Source organism: Protofrankia symbiont of Coriaria ruscifolia (assembly GCF_900634745.1).
Lineage (GTDB): Bacteria > Actinomycetota > Actinomycetes > Frankiales > Frankiaceae > Protofrankia > Protofrankia californiensis.
Map to the genome: position 1 here is coordinate 13793 of NZ_CAAAFR010000023.1, position 16805 is coordinate 30597.

Sequence of the window (16805 nt, forward strand, 5' to 3'; positions counted from 1 at the left end):
TGGTTCCTGCGCTACATTGATGGCCGCTGTCATCCGCCTGCAGCCAGTATCAGGAGGTCAATGTGCTCAGGCACACCGACAAGTTCGAGGCGTCACTCTCCGAGATATCTGACTCGCTGCTCGCACCATTATCGGACCAGCCGCGAACATGGTTACTCGGGCGGGCTCTCGACGAGTTCGTATCTGACCTGAGGGCACTGGACGAGGCGGCTGAAGGCATGGTTTTCGGTGCCCCTCGGCCGAATATCGTGGAGCCTGTCGACTCCGCGATTCCCACGGTTGTCGACGGTTCGCTGCTCGTCTCGGGCCAGCAGGTCATGCAGACCTGGGAGACGCCGCTCATGCAGGCCATGGCGGAGCAGGTTGCCGGCCCCGACCGCTCGGTCCTGGAGATCGGCTTCGGCCTGGGCATCTCCGCCGGCTACATCCAGAAACACCGGCCCGCGCACCACACGATCGTGGAGGCGAATCCGCAGGTGTTCGAGACGGCCGTGGAGTGGAGCCGCGCGGCTGGCCGCGAGAACATGGAGATCGTATTCGGCAAATGGCAGGACGTCATCGGCTCCCTGGGGCGGTTCGACGGTATCTTCTTCGACACCTACCCGCTGGACGAGGCCGAGTTCGAATCCCATTTCCTGGGTGGCTCGACCTACGCCGAACACTTTTTTCCCGCCGCCGCCGAGCATCTTACCGAAGGCGGTTCGTTCACCTATTACTCGAACGAGATCGACTCCCTTTCCCGGCGTCATCAGCGGTCTCTCATGAGCTATTTCCGCTCCATCCGCATGCGGGTCGTGGACGGGCTCCAGCCGCCGCCGGACTGCAGCTACTGGTGGGCCCCGTCCATGGTGGTCGTCACTGCCTCGGAGCCGCGTCACTGAGGAGCCGCGTCACTGAGACGGTCTCCGGTCACGCTTCGTGATCTTCGCGGTGTGTGCGATCTTCGCGGTGTGTCGGTTGCGTCCCATGCATCCCAGGGTCGGTGGATCATCGCGAGTGTCGCGGACAAGATGGACAAGATGCTTGTGGGGGCCGCTGCCGGGATACTGATCGGGCTGGCCGCGTTACCGGGCCGGTCAGGCGGACGGGAGATTACAGATGCGTAACCCGAGGGACTTCTTCGCTCCACTTGCGGTGGGAGCGCCGGTGCCCCTGCGAGAGCTCCCGCAGGACCCCTCTCGCGTGATCCACTTTTTCGACCCGAGTAACGAGAAGATGGCCTCGAAGGTCCCGGAGATCCTGCCCCGCATCGACGTGATCCTGGGCAACCTCGAAGACGGCGTCCGGGCCGACAGTAAGATCGATGCTCGCGAGGGGCTCGTGAAACTCGCCGCGGCCACGGAGTTCGGCGAGACCCAGCTGTGGACGCGGGTGAACAGCCTCGACTCGCCGTGGGGCCTTGACGATCTGCTGACCCTCGTCCCGGCAGTCGGTCACAAGCTGGACGTCATCATGGTGCCCAAGGTCGAGGGGCCGGAGGACATCCATTATGTCGACCGCCTGCTCGCCCAGCTCGAGGCGAAGGTGGGGCTGACCCGTCCGCTGCTCGTCCACGCGATCCTGGAGACCGCGCGCGGTGTCGCCAACGTCGAGGAGATCTGCGCGGCGAGCCCGCGTATGCAGGGCCTGTCGCTCGGGCCCGCGGACCTGGCCGCGGACCGGAGGATGAAGACGACCCGCGTCGGTGGCGGCCATCCCGGATACCTCGTCCGGGCCGACCCGTCCACGACCGACCCGGACGCGCCGCGCCCGACCTACCAGCAGGATCTGTGGCACTACACTCTCGCCCGGATGGTGGACGCCTGCGTCGCCAACGGGATCCTGCCGTACTACGGGCCGTTCGGTGACATCAAGGACGTCGTGGCCTGCGAGGACCAGTTCCGCAACGCCTTCCTGCTGGGCTGCGTCGGCGCGTGGAGCCTGCATCCGGTGCAGATCGATATCGCGAAGAAGGTCTTCAGCCCTGATCCGGCCGAGGTTGCCTGGGCCCGGCGTGTCATCGAGACGATGGGGGACGGAACCGGAGCGGTGATGGTCGACGGAAAGATGCAGGACGACGCCTCGGTCAAGCAGTGCAGGGTTGTCCTGGAGCTGGCCAGGACCCTTGCCGGGCGGGACCCGCATCTGGCCGAGGCATATGGTTTGACCGACACCGGTTTGACCGACACCGGTTTCGCCGGCGCCACCGGGCAGGCAGCCCGATGAGCACCGTGAGTGGCGACTCGACGGGTAACTCGACGGTGGCCTACCGCCCGCGCCGATCGGTCCTGTACATGCCCGCCGCGAACGAGCGGGCGTTGGAGAAGGCCAGGGGGATTCCCGCGGACGCGCTCATTCTCGATCTTGAGGACGCCGTCGCCCCGGACGCCAAGGAGGCCGCCCGGGAACGGGCCTGCGCGAAGGTCGCGGAACGGGTCTACGGCGGGCGCGAGGTGACCATCCGCGTCAATGCGCTGGACACCCGCTGGCACGCTGACGACCTGCGCGCGGCGGCACAGGCCGGTCCGGACGCGGTGGTCGTGCCGAAGGTCGGTTCCGCGCGGGACGTGCACGCGGTCGAAAAAAGCCTTGAGGCGGCCGGCGCGCCGGAACACACCCGGATCTGGGCGATGGTCGAGACCCCCGTCGCGATGCTGCACATCGAGGAGATCGCGCGGGCGTCGCAGCGGCTCGGTGTTTTCGTCATGGGCACGAACGACCTGGCCAACGAGCTGCACGCCGAGCACGTGCCGGGCCGGGCGCCGCTGCTGACCGGGCTCGGGCTGTGTCTTCTCGCCGCCCGGGCCGCCGGTATCGCCATCCTGGACGGGGTGTTCAACGACATCCGTGACCTCGACGGGTTCGAGGCGGAATGCCTACAGGGGCGGCAGCTGGGCTTCGACGGTAAGACGTTGATCCATCCTGGTCAGGTCGAGCCCTGCAACCGGGTTTTCGCACCCACCGACGCCAAGGTCGAGGAGTCCAGGAGCATCCTCGCGGCCTGGGAGGAGGCGCTGGCCTCCGGCCGTGGCGTCGCCACGGTGAACGGCCGGATGATCGAAAACCTGCACGTGCACAACGCGCGGCGCATCCTCGCCGTCAGCGAGGCGATCGCCGCGTTGGAGCAGGAGACGGCGGCCCCGCCCACCCCCGACAGGTAGGTGGATTTCAAGGCCGGCGGTTTTGAATAGTTTCAAACTGGTTGTGAACGGCTTCGAACGGCTTCGAACGGCTTCGAACGGCGATGTCGCCGGATCGGGGTTCAGCCGACGATGCGGGTACGACAGGCGCGAGTGGGGAGTCCGGTCGATACCGCCCTGGTCCGGAGGTTTACGATGTGGGCGTGGCACACATCGTTCAAGGCTTCCAGTATCGGCCGGTTAAGAACACCAATGGTGACACGATTCATCCGATTGGTCTGGTCCTGCACGTCGCACAGGGCAACGGCTCCCAGTTCAACTGGTTCAACGATCCGCAATCGCAGGCATCGTCGAACTTATGGGCGGGTAAAGCCGGGCAGCGTGAGCAGTATGTGCCCTCGGACGTCCGGGCGTGGGCGCAGGCCGCGGGAAACAGCACATACGATTCGGTCGAGACCGAGGGCTTCGACACCGAGGCGTTGACGCCTGAGCAGATCGAGACCGTGGCCGTGGCCTACGCCGACGGCGTGCGCACCTTCGGCTGGGCGCTGGCTGTGACGGACACACCCGGCCAGCCTGGGTTGATCACTCATGGTGTGGGCAAGGTCTCGTGGGGTAATCATCCGGGTTGCCCGGGTACCATTCGCGCCGGCCAGCGTCATCAGATCATCGCGAGGGCCGCGCAGATCGTGGGAGGCGCGACGTCGCCTGTGCAGCCCAAGGTGGTGGCTTTGCAGCATGCGGTGCACGTGGCCGCGGACGGTGTCTGGGGCCCGGTCACCGACGCGGCGCTTGCCGAGGTCCGGACCAACCGGCATACCAGGGCCGAGCAGGCCGCGGTCGGTGCGACCGTCGACGGCGTCTGGGGGCCCCTGTCACAGGCGGCATATGTCGCGACGGTGCGGACGATCCAGTCCATCCTCGGAGTGGGTGTGGACGGGGTCTGGGGGCCGATCACCGACCAGGCATTCGCCGCCGCCCGTAGTACTTACTTCACCGGCTGATCCCATTCGGCGACGAGAGCGTCCCAGGTACGGTAACGAGCCACCGGATAAGCGGCGGATACGACACCGTCGGGGTCGACAACGGCCACCGGATATCCAAGCTGCGCCCGGTACCCACGTTCGCTGATGACGAGACGGCCGCCGAGGCGGGCCGCGCCGACGATGATCGGCTGTGACGTCCATCTCGGGGCGGCCGCGGCGGCGAGCTCTTGTGCCGACAGCCATGCGTACAACCCGCAGACACAGTTCTCGTTCGGCATCCGCAGATGTGGCGTCAAAGGCGCCTGGGACATCTGGCTGCCGAGGCCGTCCCGCGCACCGCGTAGGCAGAACGCCCTGGTGAGGCCGTCGGGGCGCCACAACAAGAGGTCAGCCGGGAACGGTGACCACGGCGTCCATGCCGGGCGCAACCAACCAGCGCCGTCCACCGCCCACTGGCGCCAGCCGATGACGCTCACCTGCCTGCCGGCACAGGTTCGGCTTCGGCTGGTTCGGCCGGTTCAGGGAGCGTCAACGGCTCCTGCTCCGGCCAGGCGATCGGTTCGTCTTCAACGATCCGCAGCGGCTCACCCACGTTTGCCATCCACCAACGTTCCCTCGCCCCGCCGCGACGGTCAATCCTTGGACGGACGGAGCCAGCCCCAGCGGCCTGCGCGTTCAGCGCAGGCGCAGGATCTGCAGACCATGGTCGGCCAGGAGGGCTGGCAGGTGGCGGACGGCCGCGATGTCCTTGGCGCGCTGCTCATCCGGCAGCTCCAGCCAGTCGACCAGCAGCTCGTGCTGCTTGCGCCCGTCGTCGCGAACCGGGGCGAACGTCCAGCCCTGGCTGTGTCGTTCCGCACACCAACGTTCGTGCTCATGCTGGGCGAGCAGCTCCACCTCGGCCGCGGTGAAGGAGAAGTCCGTCGGCGGGTCGGTCATCGGGACGACGACCGCGCTGATTTTTCCCAGCTTCGCGCCGATATCTTCGGCCTGTTTGTAGTTCGCCGTCCGCAGGTCCTCGCGGAGGTCGTCCCAGAGCGCCGTTGATTCGGTACCACCGATGACGAGTCCTTTTTCCTGCTCGCCGATGAGATACTGGCCATGAATGGCATGGGCCAATACCGTCAACGTGTCGTTGTGCAATTCGTTCGGTTCCGCCGCCTCGTCAGTGATTGCGAAGATTCGTACCTCGCCCGGTGCGGGATCGAGCAACCGGGGATTGAGCAGGTCACCGAGGGCCGTCCGTTGCCCCGTGCACACGGTCACCGTCTGGTCGACGTCCGCGGTGTTCCGGGTGGTGTTCAGCGCGCGGGGCAGAACCGTTTCCTCGTTCTGGTCGCACAGCACCAGGTGTCGCCTGCCCGGCGCGTCCGCCGCAGTGAACTCGCGCGAGAGCGTCCCGAGATCGACGGTGGCCGCCGGCTCGTCCCTGATACGGGGGGCGCAGTGCGCCGCGACCGGCGGGTAGCGCGCACGAAGCTCGGTGAGCTGCGATGACGCGTTCGTGTCGACCAGAACCAGCGGCAGCGGCGGGGCGCCGTTGCGGACCTGCCACAGCCGAGCCAGCTCGACGACCAGCGCGCGTCCGAACGGGCCGAGCCCGACGACCGCCACCGAGGGCAGCGGATCGTCGATACCGAGATGGGGTCCGAGAATACGGGTGGCGAGCTTGCGGGCGGCGATCTCCTCTGGAGTGAAGAAATCCAGCCGGAAACCTGATTCCGCGGAGAGCCCGACCCGGCGCGCCTTCAGCGCGAGCGCAAGCTCACCGTCGCCGATACGCGCATAGCAGGCGAGCGGTTCGGGACGATCGGTTTCCTCGCCGGTGAGCGCGGCCACGGCCGCCACCACGGCCGCATTGGCGGCGCTGTCCGCGAGACACGCGTACACGGTTGCGGCCCTGGGCACACCCGCAGCGCGCAGTATTGCCGGTTTCCACGCGTCACCGACCACGACGAGGCCCTGAGCATTGTGGGCCGCATCGTTGGTGATGCGGACCGCGGGGGTACCGGCGGCCCGCAACGCGGAGGTGATTGTCAGGGCGAACGGGTCGTCGCCGACGACGACGGCGTGGCCCCGGGCCCGGCGTGCCGCGCGCCGGTGACGCCTGTCGACGAAGATGTTCCAGACTGACACCGTCACGCCGTACGCGGTGGCGAACGGGGCCAGGAATCGTGCGAGCTCCAGCGGCAGCGGAAAAGGGCCACCGTCCTGCAGCGGTTCGGAGCCCAGCAAAAAGAGCTGCGCGTCGAAGTAGGCGATGTCGGCCGCTGTGTAGCCGCAGGGCTGCGCACTCGGCGGGGGGCACTCCTGCGCGGGTCTTGTCAGCCGGGCCAGACCCCACGCACCCAGAAAGGCCGCCACCAGGAAAAGCACGGAGAACATCAGCCACAGAATCCGCCCGGCCCCAACCCGTTCGTCCGGAACCCTCACCACGTCGCTGTTCCCGCCCCCGTGTCTCGTCCCCGTACCGGCGTCGCCGCCTTGTCCTACCGAATTCTTACATCGTGGAGCGATCGAGAGCGGGACCGCCCCGTTCGCCGACCGAACGTCGTCCTATCCCGCTCGTTCTAAAACAGGTCGGCGTAGTCGGTGAGGATGTCACCGAAGACGCCGGCGTCGCCATTGCGGTTCCAGAAGGCGGTGGCGGCCTGTACCGCAGCCGCCCCGGCACACAGGAAGTCGGCGATGTCACGTCCGCGGGACACTCCGCCGGCTCCGATCAGTTCGACCGTCTCCGGAAGCAGACGTCGTAGCTGACGTATCTGGCCGAGGGCCACGGGTTTGAGCGCGGCACCCGCGAGCCCGGCCAGTTCGACGTCGATCACCGGACGGTTTGTCCCGTCCAGGGCGAGGGCGTTCGGAAAGGTGTTGACCGCGCAGACGAACCGCGGGCCCTGCGGCGTGCTGGACAGCTTTGCGACCAGGCTCGCCAGCTCGGCCAGCCCGGCCGGGTCCGAAAACGGTGAGATTTTTATGCCGAAGGGCGGTGGCCGGCGACCTTCGCCAGCGGTGGCGCCGGTGGGCGTGGCCGCGGCGAGCGCCTGACTCACCTGGGTACACACGGTCTCGGTCTGACTGTTGTCGAAGCACGCGATGCGTTTCTGCGTGCCGCCGTCCCAGACGTTCGGGCAGGCCAGATTGAGCTCGATGATGTCGGCGCCGGCGAGCGCCACGTCATAGGCGGCGGCGGCGTATTCGGCTTCGCTGAATCCCGCGATGCTCACGACGAGTGGTTTACCGGCAGCATGCGTTATCGAGATCATCTCTGGCAGGTGCTCGCGGTAGTACGCAAGCCCCGGATTGGGCAGGCCGAGCGCGTTGAGCGAGAAGAAATCCCCCGGATAGTAGACGTTGCCTCCGTTCCCGGTGCGCGCCTGCGCGGTGATGGACCCGACGACGACCGCGGACACGGCGCTGCGGGCAAGCACGTCCACCTCGTCGAGGCTCTTGCACGTGCCCGCGGCGTTCATGAGCGGATGCTCAAGCTCGACTCCGCACAGCGCCGTCACGGCCACCCTTCCCGAGATCCAGATTTTCGATACGACTCGACTTCTCCAGGAACAGTATCGACCGTCTGTTCCGGGTGCGGCCTGCAGATTATGACCGTTATGCCTGTCATATCTGTTATATCCCTTATCGAGATGCTTCCGTTGGGTCGTTCACCTGCTCCGGGAGCGCGTCCAGGACGAGATCATCCGCCGGTCGTGCCGTGCGGCGTGTTCCTGAACGTGGCCAGGATTTGACGCCGGTGCACGTTTGGCTTCCCCGAAGACCGTCGATGAAGACAGGGTCGGCCATACCGCGCTGTGGTAACCCGGCGCCGATCGGCGTCACCGGTGCTCATCGGCGTCGCCGGTTGTGGTGAGCGCGGCGAGGGGGCTGATGCCAGTGGGAGATGAAGCCGAAACAGGAAGAAGGTCGACGATGGCGACCGGCGAAACGGGATTCAGCGACGTCGTTCATGATCTGATCTCGGTGCAGTATCACGCCCTCAAGGGTTGTCGCGAATACGAACAATATGTCCGTGATGCGGACGAGGAGACTCAGCCGGAGATAGCCGATTTCTTCCGGAACGTCCTGAGGCAGGACGCCGAGCGCGCGGTCGCGTGCCACCGTTATCTGTCCCAGCTGGCGGGTCGCTCTCCGGCTGCCTCCATCGGCCACTGAGGCAGGCTGCGTTCGCCCGGCGCCCGGTTCGGGAGCTGAGGCCCGTTCGGGAGTCGGAGGATCAGAAGCGCACGGTCTCGACGTCCTCGCCGCCGTGCAGGGCTCGCCACAGATCACCGAACGAGTTGTACTGCTCTCGCTTGGGCCGGGCGGTGAGCGCTTCGATGAGCTGTTCTGGAGCGTTGCGGTTACGCAGGACGTAAGCGAGCCGAGCGGCACGCGCGGGAAAGTCGTGGCGGTCGAACCACCGGGCGAGCTCGGAGCGCGCCTCGACCGCCGCGCTGGTGTTCGTGCTGGTGGCGCGCTCGCTGTCCGGCCGTTCCGGTATCACCGACACCTGGGGCTGGTCCTCGCCGGGAGGTTCCGCGGAACGCCATTCCTCGGTGCGCGTGTCCCGCCGCGCCCGCACGGTCCGGTCCACTTCCTGGGCGAGGTTGTCGTCCTTGGCGGGGCCGTGTTTGGTGCTTCCGCGCTGTATCGGCATCGTCGCTCCTCTTGTGCTTCCTGTGGTTACGTCCGTCCCTGGTTCTCACCAGCTGTTGGGCTGTGGGTCCACTGGGAGGACGCCGGGGCCGGGCGGTGGCAGGTCGGGTCCAGGCCCCGGACCGGGGAGATCGGGACCGGGTACCGGCAGGTCCGGTCCGGGACCAGGGTGCGGGACGTCCGGTCCGGGACCAGGCTGCGGGACGTCCGGTCCGGGACCAGGCTGCGGGACGTCCGGCCCCGGCCTCGGTCCCGGCGCTGGAACGGGTGCGGGAGCCGGGCCGGGTGCCGGATGGGAGGAGGATGGACCGACGCCGCGCGCAACGACCATGATCATAATGCGTCCTCCTTCGTGGGAACGAAACGACCAAGGACTCAGGACGTGGGAAGCGACCGGGGATCGGTCGCCGTGTCGGTCGACTCCTGCCACCTTCCACGGATACGGCACCTCGAATCGTCCGGTGACCCGGGGACTTCGGCCTCCCGGACCTTCTGGATCTGGCTTCCAGAGCCCGGCCGCGAAAAAACCATGATCGCGCTATCTTCGGCTTCGTCCGAAAGAACACCAGTGCGGGTGTGCCGGGCGCGGTGAGCGGGGAAGTGGAGAAGGGCATGTCCGCGCAGGCTTGCGGATCGAGCGTGCGGGCCTGAGGCCTGGGAGGTGAGTGTCGATGACGGACGTACTCAGCGTTGTCAGCGCACCACCGGTGACGGTGGAGCGGTCCAGGACGATCGGGGAAGCGGCCCAGGAGATGGATCGCCACGGGGTTGGCGCTCTTCTCGTCACGGACGACAGCGATCATCTGGTTGGGATTGTCACCGATCGCGACATCGTGCTGCGTGGCGTCGCCCGTGGCGTCCCGATGGAGGCGTCCGTCGATCGTTTGATGACAACGGAGGTCTTCACCCTGTCCGCCGATGTGGAGCTCGCCCACGCCTACGAGGTATTTCGCGATCACGCGTTGCGCCGGTTGCCCGTCCTCGACGGCGATCGGATCGTCGGAGTCCTGTCCGCTGACGATCTCCTCATCCGTGACGCGCGGCGGATCGAGGGCTTGGTGCGTCCACTCGCCCAGGAGGTCATCGCACGTCACCGCAGGACGCCGGTGGGCGCGGGCGGGATTGCCCATGCCAATGATGGCGTGATCGCGTCCCGCCGGCTTGTGCGGGCCCATCCCGGTGACACCCTGGTCATCCACGGACGGACGCTGGGCCGGCCGGACCGGTTCGGTGAGATCCTTGAGGTGCGCTCCCCGTCGGGTGATCCGCCGTTCCTGGTCAGCTGGTCCGATTCCGACCATGTCAGTTTCACCTATCCGGGCCCGGACGCGGAGGTACGTCCGTGTGGTGAGCAGGAGACGGCGGACGCGGGCGATCGGGCCGGCAACGGTAGCCGGTAGCTGATACCCGGTAGCTGATACCCGGCAGCCGATCCGATTTCGGATCTACCTCATTGCAGTTGGCTGCTGGCGGTGGGCGATGCAGGCCCGGTACCGCGCGGGTCGCGCCTGCGCGATGCCACCCGTGATGCCATCGATGAGGAGGTGACGGGTGCACGCTCTGTTTGCCGACCGGCCGTCGGCAGGTCACGCGCTGGCCGAATACCTGACCGGATATGCCGACCGCGACGACGTCATCGTCCTCGCGCTGCCCCGGGGCGGTGTACCGGTCGCCTTCGAGGTGGCGCAACGGCTGGGCGTGGAGCTGGACGTCTTCCTCGTCCGCAAGCTCGGGGCACCCGGGCACGCCGAGCTCGCGATGGGTGCTCTGGCCGGCGGCGGGACGCTCGTCCGTAACGATCAGGTGATTCACGGCCTGGGTATCGAGGAGGAGATGATCGCCCAGGCCGTGGACGCCGAGCGCCGCGAGCTTGCGCGCCGGGAAGGCGCTTACCGCGTCAGCCGGACCGCTGCCGACGTCACCGGTCGCGTGGTCCTGCTGATCGACGACGGCATGGCTACCGGTGCCACGATGCGCGCCGCCGTCGACGCCATCCGGCGGCGTGGGCCCGCGCACATGGTCGTGGCCGTGCCCGTGGCCTCGGAGCAGGCGTGCCGGCAGATGCGACTCGTTGCCGACGGTGTGGTCTGCCTCAACACTCCGTCGACCTTCTTTTCCGTCGGCCAGTACTATGCCGATTTTTCCCAGACGACCGATGAGGAGGTCCGTGAGCTTCTGCGCCGCGCTGTGATCACGAAGTGATCATGGGGTAGAGGGTTCCCACTCAGTCGGAGAGCGCACGACCGTGGTTTTTTCGTGTGCTCGGAGGAGTCGGGAAACCTTACGCGGCCGAGTTCGACGTGGGCTGTGGCGGGTGGGTGGTCTCGGTCGGCTCGGGTGGTACCGGAGCCGGCGCGGGTGCGGGGTCGCTACCGACCGGTGTGGGCGCCGGCGGCGTTGTAGGTGCGGGAGCTGGCACGGGGGCCGGTGCGGGGGCTGGCGTTGGAGCCGGTGTTGGAGCGGGCGCCGGTGTTGGCGGGGTGGTCTGCGCCGGATGGTTGTTCAGGCGTTCGGCGATGCTCGTGAGCCTGCCCCGTGCTTCGTCGCTGACTTCGGTGGACGTGGCGTCGGCGAGCCGGCTGAGGAAGGGCGTGAGCGTTCCGGGACCGGTGACGGTGGTGGGGATCAGTGTGTCCAATACGTCGGCAGTGCGCCGGTCAACCTGGCCCAGCCGGTTGTAGTACGTCAGCCGCTCGCGCAGGGATGCCGGGCTGGTGTTCCAACCGGCGAAGTCCGCGGGGCTTAGACCGGCGACGTCGAAGGCGGTGGCAGGTTGTGCCGCGCAACCGGCGTTCGTGGGCTCGGGGGTGAGACGGGCGGTGACGGCACCCACCGCGCCCGCTTCGCCGATGTCGTGTCCGCTGAGGCGGGCGAGCTGTTGCGGCGTGGGGGTCCTGCCGTCGGCGTCCACGGTTACCACGGTGTGGGTACTGGTGATCAGATATCCGTGGCTGTCGAACAGCGTCACGTTGATCGGGACACGGACCGGTGGTACGCCGGTTGGGATACCGGTCGCGCTCAGGACGCCGGTGATGTCGAGGGCGTCGTAACCGGCGACAGCCGGGTCGAGCTCGGTGGGTGTCGCGACTAGCGAGCCGGTTGCGATGATGATCGCCGGGCAGCTCTCGGATGGCGTCGGGGCGGGTGTTGTGCCTGGTTCGGACCGTGGTGTGACGGTGACCGGAGCGGGCGTGCTCGATGGCGTGGGCGGCGTGGGCGGCGTCGTGACCGTGGGTGTGCCGCCGCCGGGAAGCGCCGTGGACGGCATCGGGGTGGGCAGGGGAGTCGCTCCGCTGCCGGCGTAACCGGTCATCCAGGCGAGCACGGCACGGACATACTCTCCGGACGGGTTGTAGGCAAGAATCGCTGTCCGTAGTTGTACCGAGTCGGTCAGGTTGCGGTTGTAGGCGCAAAGGTAGCCGGCGGCGGCGCGGGCGGCATCGTCGATGTTGTTCGGGTTGCGCTGACCGTCGCCGTTGCCGTCGCTGCCGGACCTCGCCCAGGACGACGGGATGAACTGCATCGGTCCGACGGCCCGGTCGAAGACCTTGTCGCCGTCCCATCTGCCGTCGTCGGTGTCGGTGACGCGCGCGCGTCCGCCCACGCCGTCCAGGGGAAGGCCGATGATTGACGGGGCGATGGTGCCGTCGGGGCTGATGGTGCGACTGGCACCGTGCCCGGATTCCACTTTGCCGATCCCGGCGAGCAGGGGCCAGGTCAGGTGGCAGCCGGGCCGTTCGGTCGCCATCCGGTCGGTTGCCCTGCGGTAGGCCGCCAGTATCCGTTCCGGGATGCCCTTGTCGCTGCCGGTGAGTATGACGCCCCCTCCCGCCCCGGCGGCCGCGGCCGTGGCCAGGCTCTGCGTGCTCGGCGCGGCGGTGCTGCCCGCCGTGCCGGGGCCGCCGCCGAAGGTACCGGGCGTGCCCGAGCCGACAAGCGGCGGCATCGGGAAACTGCCACCGTCGGCCGGTGGCCTCGCCGGCCCGGGCGGCGGGCCGGCATCAGAATCGGTCTGCGAGGTGGTTGTGGAACCATTGACCAGCAGGAGGAGTACGACGGTGACCGCCGGCATCATGAGTATCCGCAACCGGCGCGGAGCAGGCGGTACATGGAGGCGGGCCCCGCCGGGTGCGGACACGTTCTCACACCGGTGCAGACCGGTGCGCCCGGGGTCGCGCCGGTGCTTGCTCACGGTAGACGTTCACCTCGTCGAATGGCCTGGATCGGGTGAGCCGCGGCGCTCGGACTGCTGGAAATCCGGCACACCGTCGGTATGCCCATCGTCTTTATACGCCACATCCCCGGATCAGGGAGTAACTGTTGGGTGGCTAATGGCGGTCGTATATTCCATCGCCGGTCCGTGGTTAATGGTTGTGAATTGATGGACTCGTGGTTGGGCAGAGCGTCGGCTGCTGCTTCCGGTCGCCGGCGGGATGCATCAGCAACAAATTTCGCGCAACTCGACGTGGGACATCCGGGAGGTAGTGGCGCAACCACAGGTGGTGTGAACAGCGGGCCCCGCAGGCGCGACCGGGTGACGTCTGCCCGGCCGATGGCGGCAGGCCTGCGCCGTTCTGTCCCTCACTGCTGATTCTTTCGTCATTGTTTGCCACGCGGGTGGCTTCAACCGGTCAATGCATCAGTCATAGTAAAAAGTTGGGCCGTCCTGGTATTTGTGGCGCTGTTGAATCGGACGAACTGGGGGGATCAAGCGGTCATAGCGACGCACGCCGTTCCAGCAGCTCGTTGAACATTTCTACCGGCTTTCGCCAGTCCAGCGTCTCACGAGGTCTGCCATTCAACTCCTTGGCCACTCTATCGAGCTCCGCCTGGGAATGCAAGGACAGGTCGGTGATAAACGCGTATAGGCGCCGTGTCCAAGTTATTACAACACGTAAAAACATTTTTTGGGTAGGACGACAACTGGCGGTGAGCTCGCTCCCGCTCGTCCCGACGTCCGCTGTCGAAGATCTGAATTGAGTAAGATCTGCCGAGGGGAACGCTCAACGCTTGTAGTCTCAGGGACGGTAAGGAGCGGATAGAGCTTCGGTCAATGTGTGGAGTGACACTCCCTGTTCTATCGGTTACATCGACGTCCGATCGTGCCCAGCGCTGTGCCCGGACGCAGCTGGCAGCCATTGACGCTGGTAGCGTTCTGTCCGGTGCATGCGGTAAGTGCGGGCGACGATCTGCGCGACCGCAGTCGGGGCAGGTGCCGACCCGACGATGATCATACGGCTCCCCAGTCGCCGGCCGACCGGCGATCAGCAGGCTTTCCAGTGCTGCCGAGGAGTGAGTATGGGCGGTATTTCCACGGTCGGATCCGTGGTGCTGTACGACCTTCGGTCGAAATGCCTCCGATTGTCACGGCGACGCTTTCGACAAGAGTCCGTCGGTGCCATATTTTGGACGCTGCACGGATCGTCTGCCGTCCTCGTCCGTCTTCGTCGCGGGTCGGCCGGAGACGATCTGCGGCTTTGGCGCCGGTGCGTCCCGGCGTGCATGCACACATACATCAGAAGATTGCGAACTCGTCACAGCATCGGCGGCACCGTACCAACGTCGGCGTATCGGGACGCGGAACCCAGGGCGTGCAAGAAGCATGATCGCGCTGCCTCTGGCCATCCAGGTGGGCACGGTCCTGCGGTGACCGCCGGTGCCGGTTGATCCGACGTCGTGGGAGGGGAGGCCCGGTGCCGGACCCGAAGTCGGTCGAGTCAGTCGCCGCTGCCGCGGGAGCTCCGCTGGAGCGGCTCGACCCGACCCGGCTGGGCCCCTACACAGTGCTCCGCCGTCTCGGCAAAGGCGGCATGGGGGTCGTCTACCTGGCGCGGACCGTGACCTGGCACCTGGTAGCGATCAAAGTGATCCGGTCGGACATCTCCAACAGCCTGGCATTCCGTGCCAACTTCCGGCGTGAAGCCGCCACCGCCCGCCGGGTCGCACGCTTCTGTACCGCCGAGGTGCTCGACTTCGACCCGGACGCCGAACAGCCATACCTGGTAACCGAATACATCGAGGGACCTACCCTGGCCGCCACCGTTGCCTCGAGCGGGCCGTTGCCCTCGGCGAACACCGAGCGCCTTGCGGTCGCGGTGGGGGCCGCGCTGACCGCGATCCATGAAGCCGGAGTGGTGCACCAGGATCTCAAACCGGCCAACGTGCTGATGTCGCACTTCGGGCCGCGGGTGATCGATTTCGGGATTGCCCGGTCGCTGGACGCCGCAACCGGGACGAGCCTGGAGCTGCGGGGTCTGGGTACCCCGGCGTTCATGGCGCCGGAGCAGGCTCGTGGTGAGACGGTGACCGCAGCGGCCGACGTCTTCGCATGGGGCGGTGTGGTGGCCTTCGCCGGAACCGGTCACTGTGCGTTCGGCGAAGGTGCGCCCGAGGTCGTGCTGTACCGCGCGGCGCGGGAGGAGCCGCAGTTGCAGGGGCTGGAGCCGGGACTTCGCCGGCTTGTCGAGCAGACACTGAGCAAGAACCCGGCGGACCGTCCGTCAGCGACCGAGCTGTTGTGGAGCATGCTCGGCAGTCCACCGGACGAACAGCAGGCAGCAGTCACCCAGATCATGCACGGCTGGACATCCCCGAGGACGGAGCCGACGACCCGGCCGTCCACCGCCGGTACGACCGACACGCTGATACTTACCCCGAGCCGCTCCGCCGCGGGTCCGGCTCCTGCCGGTTCGGAAGCGGCTCATGCTGGTCCTGCCGGCTCGGCTCCGGCCCGGCCGGCCGACCATGCGGGGCGAGGCGGACTGCCCGGCGGCGCCGACCCCCGGCACCGGTCTGGCATGGCCGGACCGGCCGTACCGGCCCGGCCGGCCGTCCCACCGGCTGATGGTGGCTTCGACACGCAGAGCCGGTCCGAACCCCGACCGCGGCGCATCCCTCGCCCACCCCCCAGGCTCGTCAAGACGACGGTCGCTGTCCTGGGGCTCCTGGTCACCGCATTGCTCGCCGGCCTGATCATCTCGTCATGGATCAGCTCCAACGAGGCGGCCGCCGACGTCACGCGGGAGCCGGTGTTCACTGCCGGGCCGAATCCGTTCCTGCCGCCTGTCGGTACGGACAGGCCTGGTGTGCAGCCCCCACCGGGCGTCAGGCGTATCTATCCGGGCAACACCGAGGGCCTGTACGCCGGAACCCCCAACCGCCCCAGTTGCGACACCGACCGGATGGCCGAGCTCCTGCGGCGCAACCCCGACCGCGCAGCGGCGTGGTCCGAAGTCCTGGGTATCAGGTCCCAGGACACGATGAGTTACTTCAGGACGCTGACCCCGGTGATCCTGCGTACCGACACGTACGTGACAAACCATCGTTTCGTCGGAAGTCACGCAGCCGGCTTTCCCGCCGTCCTCCAGGCCGGCACCGCCGTACTGATCGACCAGTACGGCACGCCGGTCACAAAATGCTACTGCGGAAATCCGTTGACCAGGCCCTCGGCTTATTCGAATCCGACCTTCACCGGTCCCGGATGGCCTGCTTTCTCACCGACCACGGTCACCACCATCGAACGGACACCCGGCCCGATGGCGTCATTCACGCTTGTGGATCCGTCGACGGAACGCGCATTCGTGCGCCCCGGCGGCACAGCCGGCGGAAACGACCGGCCATACACCCCCGGGCCGTCAACCCCGAACCCTTCTCCGTCGGTTGTTCCTTCGAGCGGTTCGCCATCGCTGGGACCCTCACCCGGCGGTGGTTCGTCTGTGGGGCCGTCGTCCGGCGGCGCTTCCTCTGGTGGTTCGTCGTCGGTAGGGCCCTCACCTGGCGGTGGTTCTTCAGGTGGTTCGTCGTCGGTGGGGCCTTCACCTGGCGGTGGTTCGTCGGTGGGGCCGTCATCCGGTGGTGGTTCGTCAGTGGGCCCGTCGTCCGGCGGTGGTTCTTCGGACGCTTCGTCGGTGGGGCCGTCGTCCGGCGGAGCTCCTTCGTGACGCCTCCAGCCAGTGCGTAAAAACGCCTCCGGCAGCGCGAGAAAACATGGTCGCGCTGCCTTTGGTCTAGTACTACAGCAACAGTGATCGTTGTGTGGTCTCATGTC

The 16805-nt window shown here is 67.2% G+C and carries 13 protein-coding genes and 1 pseudogene; 8 read left to right on the forward strand and 6 right to left on the reverse strand.

The genetic code is table 11. The features are described from left to right. Positions 1-62 precede the first annotated feature (62 nt). The 4 genes from CV1CTNOD_RS02535 to CV1CTNOD_RS02550 all read left to right on the forward strand — a co-directional run bounded on the left by CV1CTNOD_RS02535 (position 63) and on the right by CV1CTNOD_RS02550 (position 4123). On the forward strand, positions 63-881 hold the full coding sequence (locus CV1CTNOD_RS02535) for a class I SAM-dependent methyltransferase (protein ID WP_131784562.1): 819 nt from the start codon (positions 63-65) through the stop codon (positions 879-881). Between the two features lie 217 nt (positions 882-1098). Continuing rightward, complete coding sequence (locus tag CV1CTNOD_RS02540; protein ID WP_131784563.1) at positions 1099-2205, forward strand: HpcH/HpaI aldolase/citrate lyase family protein; 1107 nt, start codon at positions 1099-1101, stop codon at positions 2203-2205. After that, positions 2202-3140 (forward strand): HpcH/HpaI aldolase/citrate lyase family protein, encoded by a 939-nt coding sequence (locus CV1CTNOD_RS02545; RefSeq protein ID WP_131784564.1) that lies wholly within the window; start codon positions 2202-2204, stop codon positions 3138-3140. Before CV1CTNOD_RS02540 ends, CV1CTNOD_RS02545 begins: the two co-directional genes overlap by 4 nt. Positions 3141-3322: 182 nt before the next feature. Then, the gene (locus tag CV1CTNOD_RS02550; RefSeq protein ID WP_165485277.1) at positions 3323-4123 is read left to right on the forward strand and encodes an N-acetylmuramoyl-L-alanine amidase; all 801 of its coding nucleotides are present in this window, start codon (positions 3323-3325) and stop codon (positions 4121-4123) included. On the opposite strand, the gene CV1CTNOD_RS02555 is transcribed toward CV1CTNOD_RS02550, so the two are convergent. From CV1CTNOD_RS02555 to CV1CTNOD_RS02565, 3 genes are all read right to left on the reverse strand, one after another. Continuing rightward, positions 4108-4581: a hypothetical protein gene (locus tag CV1CTNOD_RS02555; protein ID WP_131784566.1), complete on the reverse strand. Its 474-nt coding sequence runs from the start codon at positions 4579-4581 to the stop codon at positions 4108-4110. The genes CV1CTNOD_RS02550 and CV1CTNOD_RS02555 overlap by 16 nt on opposite strands. 199 nt (positions 4582-4780) lie before the next feature. Beyond that, positions 4781-6541: a RyR domain-containing protein gene (locus CV1CTNOD_RS02560; RefSeq protein WP_207386142.1), complete on the reverse strand. Its 1761-nt coding sequence runs from the start codon at positions 6539-6541 to the stop codon at positions 4781-4783. A 134-nt stretch (positions 6542-6675) separates the two neighbouring features. Further along, a complete protein-coding gene (locus CV1CTNOD_RS02565) occupies positions 6676-7617 on the reverse strand; it encodes a dihydroorotate dehydrogenase (RefSeq protein WP_165485278.1) in 942 nt (313 codons plus the stop codon). 415 nt (positions 7618-8032) lie between these two features. Here CV1CTNOD_RS02565 and CV1CTNOD_RS02570 point away from each other — a divergent pair, with 415 nt between their 5' ends. Continuing rightward, complete coding sequence (locus CV1CTNOD_RS02570; protein WP_131784569.1) at positions 8033-8275, forward strand: acyl carrier protein; 243 nt, start codon at positions 8033-8035, stop codon at positions 8273-8275. Positions 8276-8336: 61 nt separating this feature from the next. Here the strand turns inward: CV1CTNOD_RS02570 and CV1CTNOD_RS02575 are convergent, their stop codons facing one another. Continuing rightward, positions 8337-8759, reverse strand: coding sequence for a DUF2795 domain-containing protein (locus CV1CTNOD_RS02575; RefSeq protein ID WP_131784570.1), 423 nt, complete (start codon positions 8757-8759; stop codon positions 8337-8339). 670 nt (positions 8760-9429) lie between these two features. Here CV1CTNOD_RS02575 and CV1CTNOD_RS02585 point away from each other — a divergent pair. Continuing rightward, positions 9430-10158, forward strand: coding sequence for a DUF1918 domain-containing protein (locus tag CV1CTNOD_RS02585; protein ID WP_131784572.1), 729 nt, complete (start codon positions 9430-9432; stop codon positions 10156-10158). 151 nt (positions 10159-10309) lie between these two features. Next, a complete protein-coding gene (locus tag CV1CTNOD_RS02590; RefSeq protein WP_131784573.1) occupies positions 10310-10960 on the forward strand; it encodes a phosphoribosyltransferase in 651 nt (216 codons plus the stop codon). 79 nt (positions 10961-11039) lie between these two features. Here the strand turns inward: CV1CTNOD_RS02590 and CV1CTNOD_RS02595 are convergent, their stop codons facing one another. Both CV1CTNOD_RS02595 and CV1CTNOD_RS26205 read right to left on the reverse strand, forming a co-directional pair. Further along, on the reverse strand, positions 11040-12950 hold the full coding sequence (locus CV1CTNOD_RS02595; RefSeq protein ID WP_131784574.1) for a lytic transglycosylase domain-containing protein: 1911 nt from the start codon (positions 12948-12950) through the stop codon (positions 11040-11042). A 523-nt stretch (positions 12951-13473) separates the two neighbouring features. Continuing rightward, positions 13474-13608: pseudogene (locus tag CV1CTNOD_RS26205) on the reverse strand (IS30 family transposase); the annotation flags it as partial. Between the two features lie 843 nt (positions 13609-14451). Here CV1CTNOD_RS26205 and CV1CTNOD_RS25340 point away from each other — a divergent pair. Continuing rightward, entirely contained in the window at positions 14452-16698 is a 2247-nt protein-coding gene (locus CV1CTNOD_RS25340) for a serine/threonine-protein kinase (protein WP_242606309.1), read from the forward strand. Positions 16699-16805 lie beyond the last annotated feature (107 nt).